General features: G+C 62.7%; 11 protein-coding genes. 6 read left to right on the top strand and 5 right to left on the bottom strand.

The window, feature by feature from the left end:
- Positions 1–24: 24 nt before the first annotated feature.
- Positions 25–3000 (bottom strand): NAD(P)-dependent oxidoreductase, encoded by a 2976-nt coding sequence (locus AF337_RS32455; protein WP_049735327.1) that lies wholly within the window; start codon positions 2998–3000, stop codon positions 25–27.
- A 746-nt stretch (positions 3001–3746) separates the two neighbouring features.
- Between AF337_RS32455 and AF337_RS32460 the strand changes: the two genes are divergently transcribed.
- Together AF337_RS32460 and AF337_RS32465 are read left to right on the top strand one after the other, a co-directional pair.
- A complete protein-coding gene (locus AF337_RS32460) occupies positions 3747–4940 on the top strand; it encodes a TCR/Tet family MFS transporter (protein ID WP_049735328.1) in 1194 nt (397 codons plus the stop codon).
- A 280-nt stretch (positions 4941–5220) separates the two neighbouring features.
- Positions 5221–6423, top strand: a complete 1203-nt coding sequence (locus AF337_RS32465) for an integrase core domain-containing protein (protein ID WP_049735329.1) — start codon at positions 5221–5223, stop codon at positions 6421–6423.
- 91 nt (positions 6424–6514) lie between these two features.
- On the opposite strand, the gene AF337_RS32470 is transcribed toward AF337_RS32465, so the two are convergent.
- The 3 genes from AF337_RS32470 to AF337_RS32480 all read right to left on the bottom strand — a co-directional run bounded on the left by AF337_RS32470 (position 6515) and on the right by AF337_RS32480 (position 11016).
- Positions 6515–9910: an acyl-[ACP]--phospholipid O-acyltransferase gene (locus AF337_RS32470; RefSeq protein ID WP_049735330.1), complete on the bottom strand. Its 3396-nt coding sequence runs from the start codon at positions 9908–9910 to the stop codon at positions 6515–6517.
- A 94-nt stretch (positions 9911–10004) separates the two neighbouring features.
- Positions 10005–10286, bottom strand: a complete 282-nt coding sequence (locus AF337_RS32475; protein ID WP_003569708.1) for a YiaA/YiaB family inner membrane protein — start codon at positions 10284–10286, stop codon at positions 10005–10007.
- 43 nt (positions 10287–10329) lie between these two features.
- Positions 10330–11016 (bottom strand): PspA/IM30 family protein, encoded by a 687-nt coding sequence (locus AF337_RS32480; protein WP_049735331.1) that lies wholly within the window; start codon positions 11014–11016, stop codon positions 10330–10332.
- Between the two features lie 111 nt (positions 11017–11127).
- On the opposite strand from AF337_RS32480, the gene AF337_RS32485 reads away from it, so the two are divergent.
- Both AF337_RS32485 and AF337_RS32490 read left to right on the top strand, forming a co-directional pair.
- Complete coding sequence (locus AF337_RS32485; protein WP_049735332.1) at positions 11128–11742, top strand: TetR/AcrR family transcriptional regulator; 615 nt, start codon at positions 11128–11130, stop codon at positions 11740–11742.
- 459 nt (positions 11743–12201) lie between these two features.
- Positions 12202–12981: an SDR family NAD(P)-dependent oxidoreductase gene (locus tag AF337_RS32490; RefSeq protein ID WP_049735333.1), complete on the top strand. Its 780-nt coding sequence runs from the start codon at positions 12202–12204 to the stop codon at positions 12979–12981.
- 78 nt (positions 12982–13059) lie between these two features.
- Here the strand turns inward: AF337_RS32490 and AF337_RS32495 are convergent, their stop codons facing one another.
- Positions 13060–14289, bottom strand: coding sequence for a phospholipase D family protein (locus tag AF337_RS32495; protein ID WP_049735334.1), 1230 nt, complete (start codon positions 14287–14289; stop codon positions 13060–13062).
- Positions 14290–14670: 381 nt separating this feature from the next.
- On the opposite strand from AF337_RS32495, the gene AF337_RS32500 reads away from it, so the two are divergent.
- Together AF337_RS32500 and AF337_RS32505 are read left to right on the top strand one after the other, a co-directional pair.
- Positions 14671–16221 (top strand): type I restriction-modification system subunit M, encoded by a 1551-nt coding sequence (locus AF337_RS32500; protein WP_049735335.1) that lies wholly within the window; start codon positions 14671–14673, stop codon positions 16219–16221.
- Complete coding sequence (locus AF337_RS32505; protein ID WP_049735336.1) at positions 16218–17378, top strand: restriction endonuclease subunit S; 1161 nt, start codon at positions 16218–16220, stop codon at positions 17376–17378. The genes AF337_RS32500 and AF337_RS32505 overlap by 4 nt, the downstream gene beginning before the upstream one ends.
- Positions 17379–17381 lie beyond the last annotated feature (3 nt).

The raw sequence follows: 17381 nt of genomic DNA on the forward strand, positions 1-17381 counted from the left end.
CCACTCGCCGTGCCGTCGATAGCCTCACCCTTCCGCCGGGCCGTAAAGGCCGAGCTGGTCGAGCAGCGCGCGCTGCCGACCGGCGCTTTCGACCAACAGACCGGTGTAACGCTCGACAATCCGCTGGCGATGCTCCTCGTCGGAAACGGCCGCCAGTGCGCCGGTGATGGCGGCGATCTTTTCCGAGGCCTGGCGCAGTTCTTCCAGAATCTCTGCCTTGCGGCCGGCCTCGGCGACGACCTGCTTCGTCACCTTGCCGATGCCGGCCGGCGTGCGGCTGCCGCCGGAGAGGTAACCTTCCGGCAGGTCGCCCTTGAGATTGACGACCGACTTGAAGCGGATGACGTCGAAGATCTGGTCGACCGCCTGCCTGGCGCCGGTCACCCGCGAGGGGTGGTCGGTGTCGGCGGCAGCGTGCGGCAGCAGTTCCAGCTTGCCCTTGTGGCGCGCTTCGAGCGGCAGGTAGGGCAGCATCGGACCGCTGAGCGTGCCGGTTGCGGCATCCCTGAAGAGGTCGGCGTCGATCGCCGCATGGGCGATCTTGCCGGAGGCAAGCGCTGCATCGAGGGCATAGGGATCGACGACTTCGCCGCGGTCGTAATTGACCAGCACCGCGCCGTCCTTCATGGCGCCGAGCACCTTGGCATCGACGGTGCCGGCATTGGAATAGGTGGCGGTCGTGGCATCCAGCCGGCCGAGGCCGATATGGACGGAGAGCACGTCGGCGCCGCTTGCCGCTTCCACAGGGCTTGCGGCATAGTCGAAGCCTTCAGCCTCGATCCAGCGCTTGTGATGCTCGCGGGCATAGATCGCCACCTTCATGCCGAAGGCCTTGGCGAGCTTGGCGACTTCGCGGCCGATATTGCCGTAGCCGAGAACGGCAAGCTTGCGGCCCTCGAGTTTCGCCGTCGGAAAATCCTTCAGCTGGCGGCCGGTATCGAAATCGCCGCCGGCGACCATCCGGTGCAATCTATCGACCGGCAGGTCGGGCACGACCTTCAGGATCGCCTTCACAGCCATCTGGGCGGTCGCCCGGCTGTTGATGCCCGGCGTATTCATCAGCGCCGCTTCGCCGCCCTCGCCGTTGCCGCCGCCCCAGGAGGCCGAGCCCATATTGCCGGTGCCGGCGCCGATGCGCACGCCGCCGAGCGGGAAGACCGAGGCCTTCGGGATGAAGGTCGCCGCCGCGATCAGCGCGTCATACTGGCCCTTGTCGGTCTGCGGCAGGATCTCCGCCTCGGTGCTGAGGTTCGGCTGATAGAAGAAATGAATGCGGCCCTTTTCGAGGCCGGCGCGATCACCGGCCGGGCCAAGATGGAAGCTGCCGCCCTTTTCCTCGATATAGGCCTTGACCTCGCTGTAATCTGGCTCGCCGCCGGCGCCGAAGCGCAAGCCGACGAGATCGGCGATCAGCACCGTATAGGCGCGGTTCGGATCGTCCTTGCGCACGGCGCCATCGGCCTTGGCGGGCGCCTCGAAGGTCACGCCGTGCTTCGCCAGCTCCTCTTCGAGAACGACGATCTTGGCTCTGAGATAGGCATATTGCAGATTTTCCAGCAGCGCCACGACATCGTCCGGTTCGCGGATGCCGCCGACCCAGGCGCGGTAATCGCCGGGGGTGCCGGGGAAGGCATTGACGTAGCGGGCGGCATCGAGGCCGGGCTCGTAGTCGCCGTTCGGATGGGTGATGCCCTCATAGCCGAGCAGTTGCTTGGAACGGGCGATGATGCGGGCGTGGATGCCGGCATCGGTGATGCCGTCGTCCTCGACCTTCAGCAGCGTCACGGCCGCGCCGCGGCGCTCGGCATCGGTGACGGTCAGCGACAGCAGCGGATGCGACTTGACCCATTCGTCGATCACGGCGCGATTGGCGGCGGAGCGGCGGTTGAGCTCGACGATGGTGCCGACCCGGGCTTCCGACTGCAGCAGGCCGAAGGTGGTCTCGGCAAAGGCGAGCGCGCTGTAGGTGTTGATGACGCCGCCGAGCATGCGGTCTTCGGCCGGATCGAAGAACGGGCCGGCATCGACGGAGCGCTTGGCCGAAAACGGCTGCCGCGGATCGATCGGCGGGGCGATCTTCAGCTGGCGCGGGATCGCCCAGGCCGGATCCTGCTGATTCTTTTCGATCAGCGCCAGCGCATGCGGCGTGAAGGAGGCAACGAAATAGCCGGAGATGCCGCCGATCGCCTTCTGGAACGGCATGAACAGGCAGCATTTCGCCATCACGGCGCTGACGAGCTCGGGCTCCCACGGCATGGCGCCGAGCATCGAGGTGGCGTCGAACACCGCATGGCGGTTGGCCGGGTCGCCGTCGAGCCAGCTCAACAGTTCGCGGATCTCGGCGCTGGTATAGGCATTGGCGCCGGTTGTCTCGTGGCCGACGCCGACGAAGATCGAAACGCCGAGGCTGGACAGTTCGGCCGCCGTCGGGATCACGCCCTCGGAGGCGGCGAAATGGATGCGGCTCTCGCAGCCCTTTTCGGCGAAGCGCTGCATCTCGATCAGCTGCGTCGCCCAGGACTGGCGGAAGAAGCCGGCGGCCTTCGACGGATCGCTCTCCGGCCGCGGCGTATCGACATAGACGCGCTGGGCGGCATCGTTGGCATTCATCAGGTGCTGGATGCAGACGGTGAAACCGCTATGGCCGCCGCCGAGCCCGACCGCCATGCGGTTCGTCTTGGGAAAACCGAAATAGCGATGGATCGCCCGCATCATGTCGGTCAGGATCTTGTCGGCCGGATAGCCGCGATGCATACTGCGGGAGATCTCGGCCGTGGTGAAGCCGCCGATATCGTTGCCGCGGTCGTCGAACTTGCGATAGGTCTTTTCGATCCAGGCGTCGAAGGCGATGCGCCGCAGGCGGCTATCCACCTCATCGGTCGTCGCATCGGTGATCGGCCCGACGCCGAAAAACGGGTTGGACGGCAGTTTCGGCGCGCCCGACGCGGTCTGTCGAAGGGCGTTCAATCGCTGTTCCTGCATCTGCGCGATATCTGTCATAGCCTGCCTGTCTCTGTCCGGAGCTGAAGTTCCCTTCATGGTGAAGCGACTGTTCCGGCGAGACAACCTCATATGCGCCGAACGGCAGGCGAAACGCGCCATTGGGGGTGCTGCGGTCTTGTTGGCGCGATCCCCAAGCGACACGCACAACGATTAGCCCTCATCCTGAGGCGCCCCGCGAGGGGCCTCGAAGGACGAGGGCGGGTGGCTGCGGTGGCCAGCCCCGTCCTTCGAGGCTTCGCCCTCTGGGCTACGCACCTCAGGATGAGGCTGGAGAGAGGGTGTGCCGGGCCGCCCGCCCCTCATCCGGCTGCCGCCACCTTCTCCCCGTTTTACGGGGAGAAGGGGTTATCCCGCGACCTTTCCGTCCCTCTCCAGTGTCTCGCATGGCACGTTCCCTCTCCCCGTTTTTACGGGGAGAGGGTTAGGGTGAGGGGCAACTTCGGGTTTCATTTCCTGACATCAGTCTGCCCCCCCCGCACAAAAACAGACTTGCCGCACGCAACCATTCGGCGTATGTCTTTTCAGTCGCGAAAAGCGATTGCCTCCCTTGATCCGCTCAGTGGCGGAGTAAACAGGTGGACGAATGGGTCGTCCAGGCGGTCGAGCACACGCCAGCCATGCGCATCAGCCATGGTTCGGCCAGCACCTCCCAGAAACCAGTGCCTGACTGAGATCAGGCCTCATCGTGAGCCTTCGGCGCACTCTGTCGGCGCTGCGCGCTCGCGTCGACCCGGAACGCACCCATGACCAGATCCCTTATCGTCATCTTCACCGCCATTGTCCTCGATGCCGTCGGCATCGGGCTGATTTTCCCAATCCTGCCGTCGCTGCTTGAGGATATCACCCATGCCGCAGACGTCGCGCCCTATATCGGCACGATGACGGCGCTCTATGCGGCCATGCAGTTCATCTTCGCGCCGATGCTCGGCGCTCTCAGCGATCGGCTCGGCCGCCGGCCCGTGCTGCTGATTTCGCTTGGCGGCGCCGCCGTCAACTATCTCTTCCTCGCCTTCGCGCCCAATCTTGCGCTGCTCTTCATCGGCCGAGCGATTGCCGGCCTGACCAGCGCCAATATGTCCGTCGCCACCGCCTATATCACCGACATTTCGCCGGAAGAGAAACGCGCCCGCCGCTTCGGCCTGTTCAACGCCATGTTCGGCCTCGGCTTCATCATCGGCCCGGTTCTCGGCGGCGTGCTCGGCGATTACTGGCTGCGGCTGCCGTTCATCGCCGCCGCCGCCCTCAATGGCGCCAACCTGCTGCTCGCCGTCTTCGTCCTGCCGGAATCGCGCCCGGGCAGCCGCGAGACGATCGATCTCGCAGCGCTCAATCCGCTGAAACCGCTGCGCTCCGTGCTGGAGGTCAAAAGCCTGCTGCCGATCGTCACCCTGTTCTTCATCTTCAGCGCCACCGGCGAGGCCTACGGCACCTGCTGGGCGCTGTGGGGCAGCGACGCCTTCCACTGGAACGGGCTATCGATCGGCCTTTCGCTGGGCGCCTTCGGCATCTGCCAGACGTTTGCCCAGGCCTTGCTGCCGGGGCCGGCCGTCCGGCGCCTCGGCGAACGCGCGGCGATCCTCTTGGGTGTTGCCGGCGTCTCACTCGCGCTCACCGTCATGGCCTTTGCCACCCAGGGCTGGATGATCTTCGCGATCATGCCGGTCTTCACCCTCGGCGGCATCGGCGTGCCGGCGCTGCAGTCGCTGGCGACCCGGCAGGTCGACGAAAACAGCCAGGGCCAGTTCCAGGGCGTGCTGGCCTCGGCGGTCAGCCTCGCCTCGATCATCGCGCCGCTTGGCTTTTCCAGCCTCTATTTCCTCTTCCGGCAGCAATGGCCGGGCGCCATCTGGCTATCGGTCGTCGCCGTCTATGCGCTCACCGTGCCGCTGGTTGTCGGTCTCAGGCTGAAGGTGCTGAAGCCGGCGTCGGCGGGATGAAATTGTTGCGCTGGTTGAGGCCGCGGCTTCGCCCAGGAGATCGGCGAAGCCTGCCCCTCATCCGCCTGCCGGCACCTTCTCCCCGCACGCGGGGCGAAGGGGGCAAGCCGCAACCTCTCGGTCTCTCACCAACGTCGCGTAGGGCACGTCCCCTCTCCCCGTCAGAACGGGGAGAGGGTTAGGGTGAGGGGCAGCCATTGGTACAGCCCGGGCAGATCCCTGACAGAATGAACCGGGTTGATGGTTGACAAGTCATAGTGCATCGGAGGGAGGGCTTCCGATGCCATTTGTGGAGACTTGTCGCATGGAAGAACGTGTTCGGATGCTGTCGGACTATGTTTCGGGGCATTGGAGTGTGAGTGATCTTTGCCGTCGTTACGGTGTGAGCCGGGAGACATTTTACGCTTGGCGCAAGCGGCAGATGAGCGGTGCGGAAGACTGGTTTGTCGACCGCTCGCACGGTACGGTTTCGTGCCCACATCGCACGCCGGCAGCCCTTGTCGATCAGGTGATTGCGCTGCGTCAGCGGTTTCCGCATATGGGGCCGCGCAAGCTTTTGGCATTGTTGCGGCGCCAGTCGGCGCAGACATCTTGGCCGGCGGCCTCGACGATCGGCGACATCCTCAAACGGGCAGGTCTTGTGGAGACTTCCAGGCGGCGGCGCAGGGCCCTGGATCAGGGTCGCCCGTTCAGCGAGGCAAGACAAGCCAATGATGAATGGAGCGTGGACTTCAAGGGCTGGTTCCGCACGCGCGACCAGCAGCGCATCGATCCGCTGACGATCAGCGACAGCTACAGCCGGTTTCTGATCGATGTGCGCATTGCTCCGCAGACCATCGAGGGCGTGCGGCCGGTGTTCGAAGAGGCCTTCCGCACCCATGGCCTGCCGTTTGCGATCCGCTGTGACAATGGTTCGCCCTTCGGCAGCCATGGAGCCGGCGGCCTGACCCGATTGTCGACCTGGTGGATCAAGCTCGGCATCGAGGCGCACTTCATCACGCCGGCATCGCCCCAGGAGAACGGCAGGCACGAACGCATGCATCGCACTCTGAAGGCCCAGACATCCAAACCGCCGGCCGACAATGCCGGCCAGCAGCAGGTCCGTTTCGATGCCTTCCGCCAGCACTACAACGAGGAGCGCCCGCATGAAGCGCTGGGCCAACGCCCGCCCGCCGACCTCTATCGGCCCTGCCAGCCGCGCGCGATGCCTGAGCGTCTCGACGATCCCTGGTATGATGCCGACCACCAGGTGCGCCGTGTACGTGACAGCGGCGAGATCAAATGGAAGGGAGGCCGGCTGTTCGTCAGCGAAGCCCTTGCCGGCGAACTCGTCGGACTGAGCGAGCTGGAAAACGGCGATCACGTCGTGCGCTTCTGCAACCGCGACATCGGCCTCATCGGCCTGGACGGCCGCTTCCGTCGCTTCGCTCCGCCGCGCCCGCCCAGGCCGATGAGGCCCGAAGCAGCACACACGACAGAATGAAAACTGTCAGGTATCATCCCGGTCCAAAGTGTCGACCATCAACCCGGTCGTTCAATTGGCGCCAACTGGACGGCGAGAGTTCCGCGCCCGCCTACGCCGCCTCCCCTGTCTGCATCGCACCCTCCGCCAGCTTGCGCGCCGCGACGAAATCGACCTTGCCGGAGCCGAGCACCGGCACCTTGCCGATGGTGACCTCGGCCGGCACCATCATGTCCATGGCGCCCTTCGACTTGGCGAAGGCAAGGAATTCGGCGCGGGTGGCGGTTTCGGCTTCGGTCAAGAGCACCAGGCGTTCGCCCTTCTTGGCGTCGGGGAGCGACGAGACGACGGAGAGCGCGCCCGGCCAGAGCTCGGCGGCGAGTGTTTCGACGGCGGCGAGCGAGATCATTTCGCCGCCGATCTTGGCGAAGCGCTTGGCGCGGCCGCGGATCTTGACGAAGCCGTCCTCGTCGATGGTGACGATGTCGCCGGTGTCGTGCCAGCCATCGGCGAGCGGCTCGAGCACGCCGGGCTTTTCGGCACGGAGATAACCGGCCATGACATTGGCGCCGCGCACATGCAGCCGGCCGCCCTCGTCGATGCCGGGCACCGGTTCGAGCTTCCACTCCATACCAGGCAGGATTTTGCCGACCGTGCCGGAGCGGTTGTACATCGGCGTGTTGATGGAAATGACCGGCGCCGTCTCGGTGACGCCGTAGCCTTCCAGGATGCGCAGGCCGAATTTTTCCATATAGGTGTGGCGGGTCGAGGCCTTCACCGGCTCGGCGCCGGAGAAGATATAGCGGATCGAGCGGAAGTCATAGGGATGCGCGGTCCTGGCATAACCGTTGAGGAAGGTATCGGTGCCGAAGATGATCGTGGCGTTGGAGACATAGATCAGCTCCGGCACGATGCGATAATGCAGCGGCGACGGATAGAAATAGACCGGCACGCCTGAAATTAGCGGCAGCACGGTGCCCGCGGTCAGCCCGAAGGAATGGAAAACGGGTAAGATGTTGAACACCTTGTCGCCGCTGTGGAAATCGATGCGGGCGGCGGCCTGGGCGGCGTTCGACAGGATGTTGCGGTGGGAGAGCACCACGCCCTTCGGCGTGCCCTCCGACCCCGAGGTGAAGAGGATGACGGCCGGATCATCGGGCTGGCGTTTGACCAGCGGCCGGCCCTTGCGCAGCAGTCCGCGGATCTTGTCCAGCGCGCCGATCTCGGCTCTCAGATCATCGAGCCAGACGATCGTCACCTGCTTTTCCAGTTCCTCGACGACGGGGCCGAGCTTGGCCTGGGCGACGAAGGCGCGCGAGGTCAGCACGTGCTTGATCTCGGCGGCCTTGCAGGCGGAGAGGATATTGGCGGCCCCTGCGGTGAAATTCAGCATGGCCGGCACCTTGCCGGCGCTCATCACGCCGAGAATGGTGGCGGCGGCGCCATTGGCATTCGGCAGCATGACGCCGATGTTTGCCTCCGGGAAGCGCGCGCGGAATTTTGCGCCGAGCACGGCCGCGCCGGTCAACAGCTTGCCATAGGTGAGGCTGCCGGTGACCGGATCCTCGACGGCGAGTTTCTTCATGCCGAATTCCTGGGCTGCCTGAATGACGCGTCCGAGAACGGTCGACGAGGTATCGGCGGTCTCAAACAGCAGGTTCGACATCACCTGATAGAGGGCGGCACCGGCCGCCGTGCGGCGCTTGCGGCCCTTCAGCTCGGCCGGCACTTCCAGCTTCACCGGCTCGAGAATGGTGACCTTGACCTTGGGGAACAGCCGGCGGCGGATCTTGCCGTTATCGAGATAGGAGAGATAGCTCTTCTCCAGCCCGTCGATCTTGACCGGCACGACCATCGAGCCGGTCTTGTCGGCGACCATGGCCGCACCGTCATAGACCTTCATCAGCGTTCCCGTCACCGTCAGCCGGCCTTCGGGAAAGATGCCGATCGGGCTGCCGTCCTGCACCACCTTGATCAGCGAGCGCGTCGCCATCGGCTTTGTGGGGTCAAGAGGCAGGAACTTGCACATTTTCAGGAAGGGCCGCACCCACCAGGCCTGGGCGATCTTGTAATCGACGGCGAAGGTCGGCTCCTCCTCGGTGATGGCGAGCGCGAGCGCGCCATCGAGCAGGCTGACATGGTTCAGCGCAATGATCGGCGCCCGGCCGGCCTTCTTGATATTTTCCAGCCCCTCGACCTCGAGGCGCATGAAGGCGCGGAACAGGATCGAGATGAAATCGCGGAAGGCATTGGTCGGCAGCGTCTTCAGCATCAACCAGGCGACCGCGAAATTGAGGATGCCGAGGCCGATCAGGATCTGAGGGATGGAGGCGCCGAGCGCCTGGATGACGGCGACGAGGCCGAGGCCGACGGTGATGAACAGCGCCGAGAGCACATTGGCGGCGCCGATGACGCGGGCGCGCCGATCCTCATGGGCCCAGGTCTGCAGGGCGGCGAAAGTGGGAACGGCGATGAAGGCGCCCGCGATCGCCATGCCGGCGAGATCGATGGCGACGCGGATGGTATTTTCACCGGCGAAGAAAGCGAGGATCGTCGTCGCATGGGCGGTCGAGGCCAGGCCCCAGAGGTTCCAGGCGAGATCAAGGCTGAAGAGGCCGAGCAGCGCCGTTCCCACCGGGGCCGGCAGCAGCACGATGCGGCCCGACGACATCCAGGCGGCAATGCCCGAACCGACGGCGACGGCAATGGCGAAGACGGTGAGATAGGCCGGCACGACGAGCTCGGAGCCGCCGAGCAGCTCGGTCACCATGGTCGGCAGGATCGACAGCACGAAGGCGCCGACCAGCCAGAACCAGCAGTTCATCAGCGCCGAACGCCACAGCCGCTTGTCGGCGCGGATTTCCATGACGAGCGTGTAGCTGGAGCGGATGACATTGCGGTCGATCTGCAGATCCGGCGCCTTCGAGCCGGTCGCCGGGATCATCCGGCTCGCCAGCCAGCAGAGCAGCGACAGCCCCATCATCATCGAGCCGAAGAGCAGCACATTGTCGCCGCTTGAGAAAGCCAGCGCGGCGATGATCGTGCCGGCAAGGATGGCGATGAAGGTGCCGCCCTCGATCCAGGCATTGGCCTTCGGCAGGTCGCGGCGTTCGAGGTGATCGGGCAGGATGCCGTATTTGATCGGCCCGAACAGCGCCGAGATGACGCCGAAGCCGAAGAGGGCCGCCATCAGCACGAAGATGGAGGAGAAGCCGAGGCCGACGACGGCAAGGGCGGCAATGCCGATCTCGCATCGTTTCAGCAGTTCGGCCACCTTCGCCTTGTCATGCTTGTCGGCCAGCTCGCCGCCGAGCGCCGAGAGCAGCAGAAAGGGCACGATGAGGATGACGCCGGCGAGCGTCACCAGAGCGGCGCCCTCGTTCGCCGACATCTTGAAGAGAATGAGGAACACCAGCGTGTTCTTCAGAAAATTGTCGTTGAAGGCCGTGAGGAACTGAGTCCAGAACAGCGGCGCGAATTTCCTAGACGTCATCAGATTGTGTTGCACGGCGTGGGTCCCTCTTTCGGCAGGCTGAGAAGGCCACAGAGTTGTTACCCATTGGTTGAATGCGGCAACAACTCTGCGCTGTGGTTAAGGAAGATCAATCTTCATCGCTACGATTGAACTTGACGAGCAGTTTTTCCGTGCGGGCATCCTCGACCTTGCGGATCAGTTTCTCGGATTCGGCGTTGTCGCGCAGCGTCTTGGTGATGTTCACCGTGGTCTGCACCAGCATCAGGATGCCCATGGCGAGATAGCCTTTGCCCCAGAGATCGAGCGGCATCATGTAAAGGCCGAGCGCCAGCATGAAGGCGGCGGAGCCGAAGGAGATGTAGGAGAAGCTGACCCAGCTGGCGGAGTGTTTCTGGAAACTGTCGTTCATTGCAGTGATCCTTCAATTTTGAGGGGTGAATGGTTGGATGAGATCAGGCGCCCGGCGTGATGCGGCTCTTCAGCCGGGCCAGCACGTCATCGGCAGACGAGGTAAGCGGCGCGCCGCAGCCGGCATTGGCAAGCTTCTCGATGATGCCGGCAGGCCGGGTCGTGCTCTCCATGTCCTTCAGCGCCGCCGCCGTCAGCTCGTTCTGGCTTTGGCGCAGACGCAGCCGCGCCAAGGTCTCCTCGGCCTCATCGAGGGTGGCGAGACCAGGGCCGGCGACGACGACATCGAGCTTCTGCGCTTGCTCGGTGGCGCGGGCCAGCCGCTCGCCGCGCTGCAGCTCCTGCAGCCGCGCCTCGGCGGCCCGGACAATGCCCTTCAGCTTGGCAATCGCAGTGGTGAACTGCGCTTGCGCCTTTTCCGATGCATCGCGCTCGGCTTCGAGAAAGGCGATCGCCTCGGCCGCTTCCCGCGCCAGCCCGTCATTGCCCTTGCTGAGCGCCGCGATGGCGCGGCTCTCCAGATCGGCAATGCGGCCGACGATCGTCTGATGCTGCGCCCGCTCCTGCTCGTTCTGGGCGATGGCGACGGCGACGCTGCGGCGCGCCGACTGGATCGCCTGGGCGGCATCGCGGATCTGCTGGGAAAGCAGTGGCACGGCGTGGCGATCGGCAAAGGCCTGCTCGGCATCATGCGCCCTGCCCCGCAGCAATGTGGAAATCAATTTGAACATTTCTTTCCTCCGGTTTATGAACGTTGTTCACGAGTGCTGTTATGGCAGAATCATGAACGACGTTCAAGATAAATTTTGAACGTCGTTCAAAAAATCGAAGTGGAATGGTGAATGGCCGGCAGACGAGAAGAAAAACGCGAGGATTTGAAAGCCCGGCTGATCGAGGCAGCGCGCGAGCGCATCGCCCGCGACGGGCTGACCAATCTGCGCGCTCGCGACATCACCCAGGACGCCGGCTGCGCGCTCGGCGGCCTCTACACCGTCTTCACCGACCTCGCCGAACTGGTCATCCACGTCAACTCGTCGACGCTGAAGGCGTTGGAAGCCAGGCTGACGCTGCCCGAAGCCCGCGACAAAAGCCCGACCGACCGCCTGCGCAACCTCGCCCAGGGCTACCTCGCCTTCGCCGTCGAGCACCGCAACCTCTGGAAGGCACTGTTCGACCACTTCCCCCCCGAAACCAGCCCGACGCCGCAATGGCACCTCGACGAACACCTCTTCCTGATGGACGTGATCGCCGAACCGCTCGCCGAACTGCAGCCCGACATGCCCTCCGAAGACCGCGCCATCCGCGCCCGCACCCTCTTCGGCGCCGTGCACGGGGTCGTCAGCATCAGCCTCGAAGGCCGGTTCGTGGGATTGCCGCTGGAGCGGCTGGCAAGGGAGGTGGACGAGCTGGTGCAGACGATTGCGGCCGGAGCGGAGCGGCGGCGGGAGGGAGAATGAGGATCGCGTTGAGGGGGAGTAGCGCAGGCTGACGACGCTGCCGTTTTCGCTGAGCCCACCCCACTCTCCGTCATCCTCGGGCTTGACCCGAGGATCCACGCCCCTCGCCGATGACGACGACGGGAACCGGCGTCAAGCCGCTGAAATCACCGCGAAAATGCCCCTCATCCGGCTGCCGCCACCTTCTCCCCGCACGCGGGGAGAAGGGGATATGCCGCAACCTCTCGGTCCCTCGCCAACGTCTCGCATGGCACGTCCCCTCGCCCCGTTTTTACGGGGAGAGGGTTAGGGTGAGGGGCAAAACCACAGGCAAAACCGCCCCCACATACTAATAGAGTCACACTACCCTCCGCCTCCAGCCAATCCCCTCTCCCCACTCTCCGTCGTCCTCGGGCTTGACCCGAGGACCCACAGCCAAGCACTCTAGGCTCATCCACGCCGCACGCGAAAGGAACCCCCATGAGCCGCATCTTCATCACCGGTTCCACCGATGGCCTCGGCCTAGCAGCCGCCCGCACCCTCATCAGCCAAGGCCACGACGTCGTCCTCCACGCCCGCTCCCGCGAGCGCGCCGCCGCCATCGCAGACACGTCAACCGCCGCCCTCGGCCTCGTCATCGGCGATCTCGCCAGCGCCGCCGAGACGCGCTCCATCGCCGACCAGGTCAACGCCATCGGCCGCATGGACGCCGTCATCCACAATGCCGGCATCTACCTCGAACGCAGCCGCGGCGAAACGCCGGATGGTCACGCCAAGACGCTGGCGGTCAACCTGCTCGCCCCCTACCTCCTCACCGCCTGGATCACGCGGCCCCACCGCCTGATCTATCTCACGAGCGGCATGCACCGTAGCGGCGCCAGCAGCCTCGACGATATCGACTGGCAGCGGCGGCCATGGAACGCCAGCCAGGCCTATTCGGAAAGCAAGCTCTACATCGCCACCCTCGCCGCCGCCCTCGCCCGCCACTGGCCAGATGTTCTGAGCAACGCGGTGGATCCCGGCTGGGTGCCGACCAAGATGGGCGGTGCCGGGGCGCCGGATGATCTGGAGATGGGGCATCTCACGCAGACGTGGCTGGCGACGAGCGATGATGCTGCGGCCAGGGTCAGCGGCGGGTATTGGTATCATCGGCAGCGGCGGGAGGCGGCGGCGGAGGTTGGTGATGTTGGGTTTCAGGATGCGATGGTGGAGAAGTTGGTTGACCTCACAGGTGTTCGTCTCTTTGAACGGCACGGCTGAGGCGGAGGAGCGACGCCGGCGCTTGAGCAACCGGCCCGCCCTCACAGAGTTATTTGAGCAGTCGCACAACCCGGTAGACTATGCCGACGTAGCGATCAAGTTTTTATGGATCTTCGGCCATCCAAGCTTGTTCAGATCCTCCTGTGGGACCATGCCGTGCACCTCCAAAGCCCTCTGTAGCCGCTCGCTCAGCCAAAGCTGCCCTTGGGGCGAGAGTTCAACTGCTGCCTGTTGTCGATAGGCGTTGTACGGGTTCGTATTCCCCTCACCCCGAGCTTGATTTCGCTGTGTCGAGGTAAATGCATCGGGGCCGAGGGCGCCCATCAATTCATTGAGGGAGATTCCATTCTCCATCGTTCCCGCGACGAATTCAGCATGATGGACTCGAATGTATCGTGACCATGTCTTCTTCCATGGCCGTTGCGCGATTTCATCTGCCGAGGCATCGTCACGTCCAGGCAGGTGTCGCATCCCCGTGGCGCGGCCAAATATCCTGATGTCTGTTGGATCATAGGTCAGCCGGCCTATGAACATCACCGCGCCTTCCTTGACTGCTTGGGGTCTCTTAGTGGCCGGATATGCAAGCGCCCAATGACAAAGAGCACTGTCGATTTCATCTCGCGTCGAAAAGGACAGAGGAACCCTATTGCTGCCCTCGCCGAGAAACTTCACGAACGCTTGCTCAGCCTGGGGTACCGGAACTGGAACTGGCGGTGCGCCGGAGTAAAGAACCCCTGTAGCATCGGTGCCGTAATCCGGTAACGTCTCGAGGCGAAAGCGCGGTCCTCCGCTGGCGAGGTGCATCGTGACCGTTTGCTCCCATTCATCCAGCTGCCTTGCCGTTAAATCTGTTCCGGCGCGCGCCCAGAGTGCATCGAAATAACGAGTAGATGCGGAAATTACTTCTGCATCGTCGGAAACGAGACCGAACTCATGGTTTCTGGTCAGCGCGGCCTCCGTCAAGTTGGCAGATGTCACGATTGTGCGCCTAGAACCGAAGACATACACCTTGGCGTGAAGATTCCGAATCCCGCGCACCTTTGCACCACCGATTAGCAAGCTTCTAATCGCTGCGGTGTCGCTTACTCCTTCCGCGAAGTCTGCAAGATTGAAGCGTGTTATTACCCGCACCGACTGAGCGGCATGCGACAAGACGCGCCTGATGGCCTTCTGCTTGAGAAACGGAGATATGACTCTGAGGTTACGAGCTTCGAGCTGGAGTGCCGTGTTTAGCTCTTCCGCCCATCCTGTATCAACCAGACGCGAAGTCATTGCAGACCGCCGGGCCTGTTCTTCTGAGATATCCATTGCCCCTCCCATTTCTTAGATATGCGTTCGCCTCATCCTAGATCCCCCGCAGGAAATTTAACAAGCGCATCAATCCTTCCTGGTCATATCACGCCCTTATGATTTCGATGTAGGGCATGACCATTCGATGGCTGCGGAGGTGGGTGAGGTCGGGTTTCGGGCTGCGCTGGCGGAGAAGCTTGCGGGATCGACTGCGGTTCTGCCGTTTGTGGAGCCTCCCTAAGGCGCAAGACTGGTACGTTCCGCGTAGATCATCCGCCGGGCCAACGCCGTCAGCGGCCATGCAACTGTGAATATACCGACCATCAGACCGACCTCGGTGCTTGCGCCTCATAATCTCCCGGGTAATGTCTCCCTCACTGATTTGGTGAAGGAATACGCATGCTCACAGGTGAAATTCGCGCGAAGATCGATCAGGTCTGGAATGCCTTCTGGGCGGGCGGCATTGCCAATCCGCTCGAAGTAATCGAGCAGATTACTTATCTGCTCTTCATGCGCGGTCTGGACGACATCCAGACGCGCGAGGAGAACAAGGCCAACATGCTTGGCCGGCCAATCGAGCGGGTGATCTTTCCCGAAGGCGTCTATCGGCAGGATCGGGACGGCAAGGATGTCAACTATCAGGAGCTGCGCTGGTCGCTGCTTAAAAATGAAGATCCGGCGCGCATGTTCCTGCTGGTGTCGGAATTCGTCTTCCCCTTCTTGCGAGAGATGGCTGAGGCCGGCACCGCGCATTCCGAACATATGAAGGGCGCGCGCTTCACCATCCCGACGCCCGGTCTGCTCGCCAAGGTGGTCGACATGCTGGCGGAAATTCCGCTGGAAGACCGCGATACCAAGGGCGATCTCTACGAATATATGCTCGGCAAAATCGCCTCGGCCGGCCAGAACGGCCAGTTCCGCACGCCGCGCCATATCATCAAGCTGATGGTCGAACTCACGAAACCGACGCCGCAGGACGTGATCTGCGATCCGGCGAGCGGCACCTGCGGCTTCCTGGTCGCGGCCGGCGAATATCTGCGCGAGCACCACAGCAAGCTGTTCATGGATACGTCGATGAATAAGCATTTCCACAACACGATGTTCCACGGCTACGATTTCGACCAGACCATGCTGCGCATCGGCTCGATGAACATGCAGTTGCATGGCGTCGAGGGCGCCGATATCCGCTACCGGGATTCGCTCTCCTCCAATCATGGCGACGATGCCGACAAATATTCGCTGATCCTTGCCAACCCGCCCTTTGCCGGCTCGCTGGATTACGAGACGACCGCCAACGACCTGCTTGCCATCGTCAAGACGAAGAAGACCGAGCTTCTGTTCATGGCACTGTTCCTGAAGCTTCTGAAGCCCGGTGGCCGCGCGGCGGTGATCGTGCCGGATGGCGTACTGTTCGGCTCGTCGACGGCCCACAAGGCGATCCGCAAGATGCTGGTCGACGACCACAAGCTCGATGCCATCGTCAAGCTGCCGTCGGGCGTGTTTAGGCCCTATGCCGGCGTCTCCACGGCGATCGTCTTCTTCACCAAGACCAATTCCGGCGGCACGGATCACGTCTGGTTCTACGACGTGCAGGCCGACGGCATGAGCCTCGACGACAAGCGCCAGTTGCTGGTGCCGGAGGAAAAGTTCGGCCCGGTTCCGAAGGAAAAGCTCGGCGACGGCGAGAACGCGAAGAACAACCTGCCGGATGTCGTCGCCCGCTGGGCTGAGCGGAATGGGCGCGAGCACGATAACCCGCGCACCGGCCAAAGCTTTACGGTGAACCGGGACGAGATCGCCAGGGCCGATTACGACCTGTCGCTCAATCGCTATAAGGAAGTGGTGCATGAGGCGACGGAACACCGCCCGCCGAAGGAGATCATTGCGGAATTGCTGATGCTGGAGGACGACATTGCCGAGAGCCTGAAAGAGCTGGAGGCGATGCTGTGAGCTGGCAATCTGTAGCTCTGGACGAAGTTGCGACGATTGAGCGGACGGCTATTGATCCAACGTCGTTGGACGGAGAAACGCCATACGTTGGGCTGGAGCATATCGAGTCTGGCGGTAGGTTGCTCGATATCAAGCCTGTTTCAAATGGCGAGTTAAAAAGCACGAAGTTCGCCTTCGGAACAAAACATATTCTTTACGGAAAGCTTCGGCCCTATTTGGCAAAAATAGCGCTACCGGAATTTGAAGGCATCTGCAGCACCGACATTCTCCCGATTTTACCGGGGCCTAATCTTGATCGTAATTATCTCGGCCACTTTCTCCGCCAACCTTCGATGATCGACTTCGCAGCATCTCGGTCCGAAGGCGCGAATCTTCCTCGGCTTAGCCCTAAAGCGCTTGCCAAATTCGAAATCCCGCTCCCACCCCTCACCGAGCAGAGGCGGATTGCTGCGATCCTGGATAAGGCCGATCAGCTGCGCCAGAAGCGCCGCCAGGCCATCGCGCTGCTCGACAGCCTCACCCAGTCGATCTTTCTGGATATGTTCGGCGATGTGGTGAGTAATCCGATGGGCTGGGAAACGCAAACGGTAGAAAACTTTTGCGAACTTATCGTTGATTGTGTCAATCGCACTGCGCCTCTGGCGGAGCGCTCCACCGATTTCAAAATGATTCGAACGACGAACGTCAAGAATGGACGTCTTTTACTCTCAGAGGTTCGCTACGTTGATGAAGAAACATTTACCAAATGGAACAGGAGAGCCACGCCGCAAATCGGCGACGTGATTTTGACTCGCGAGGCCCCAGTAGGTGAAGTCGGCATACTAGACGTTCCCGGTAATTTTTTCCTTGGTCAGAGACTAATGCTTTATCGACCCGACCGAAAAAAAATGACTTCTGAATACATGCTTCGTTCATTTCAATCAAAATTCTTGTCGGAGCAGTTTAGACAAGGCTCATCGGGCTCGACCGTGAAACATCTGCCACTCCCAGCCTGCCGATCGTTTGCATTCAGAGTCCCGCCAATCGAAATTCAACAACAGTTCTCCAAACGGGTAGCATCAATAAAACGCAGCCTAGGCGCGATCGAGGTCATGACTTTGAGAATGGATGAGGTATTCTCCTCCTTCCAGCACCGCGCCTTCTCCGGTCAGCTCTGAGGC

It is taken from the genome of Rhizobium ecuadorense (assembly GCF_001187535.1).
Lineage (GTDB): Bacteria > Pseudomonadota > Alphaproteobacteria > Rhizobiales > Rhizobiaceae > Rhizobium > Rhizobium ecuadorense.

Coding starts and splice junctions, on each gene's coding strand:
- AF337_RS32500 (WP_049735335.1), top strand. CDS start 14,671: ATGCTCACAGGTGAAATTCGCGCGAAGATCGATCAGGTCTGGAATGCC.
- AF337_RS32495 (WP_049735334.1), bottom strand. CDS start 14,289: ATGGATATCTCAGAAGAACAGGCCCGGCGGTCTGCAATGACTTCGCGT.
- AF337_RS32480 (WP_049735331.1), bottom strand. CDS start 11,016: ATGTTCAAATTGATTTCCACATTGCTGCGGGGCAGGGCGCATGATGCC.
- AF337_RS32460 (WP_049735328.1), top strand. CDS start 3,747: ATGACCAGATCCCTTATCGTCATCTTCACCGCCATTGTCCTCGATGCC.
- AF337_RS32485 (WP_049735332.1), top strand. CDS start 11,128: ATGGCCGGCAGACGAGAAGAAAAACGCGAGGATTTGAAAGCCCGGCTG.
- AF337_RS32455 (WP_049735327.1), bottom strand. CDS start 3,000: ATGACAGATATCGCGCAGATGCAGGAACAGCGATTGAACGCCCTTCGA.
- AF337_RS32490 (WP_049735333.1), top strand. CDS start 12,202: ATGAGCCGCATCTTCATCACCGGTTCCACCGATGGCCTCGGCCTAGCA.
- AF337_RS32465 (WP_049735329.1), top strand. CDS start 5,221: ATGCCATTTGTGGAGACTTGTCGCATGGAAGAACGTGTTCGGATGCTG.
- AF337_RS32475 (WP_003569708.1), bottom strand. CDS start 10,286: ATGAACGACAGTTTCCAGAAACACTCCGCCAGCTGGGTCAGCTTCTCC.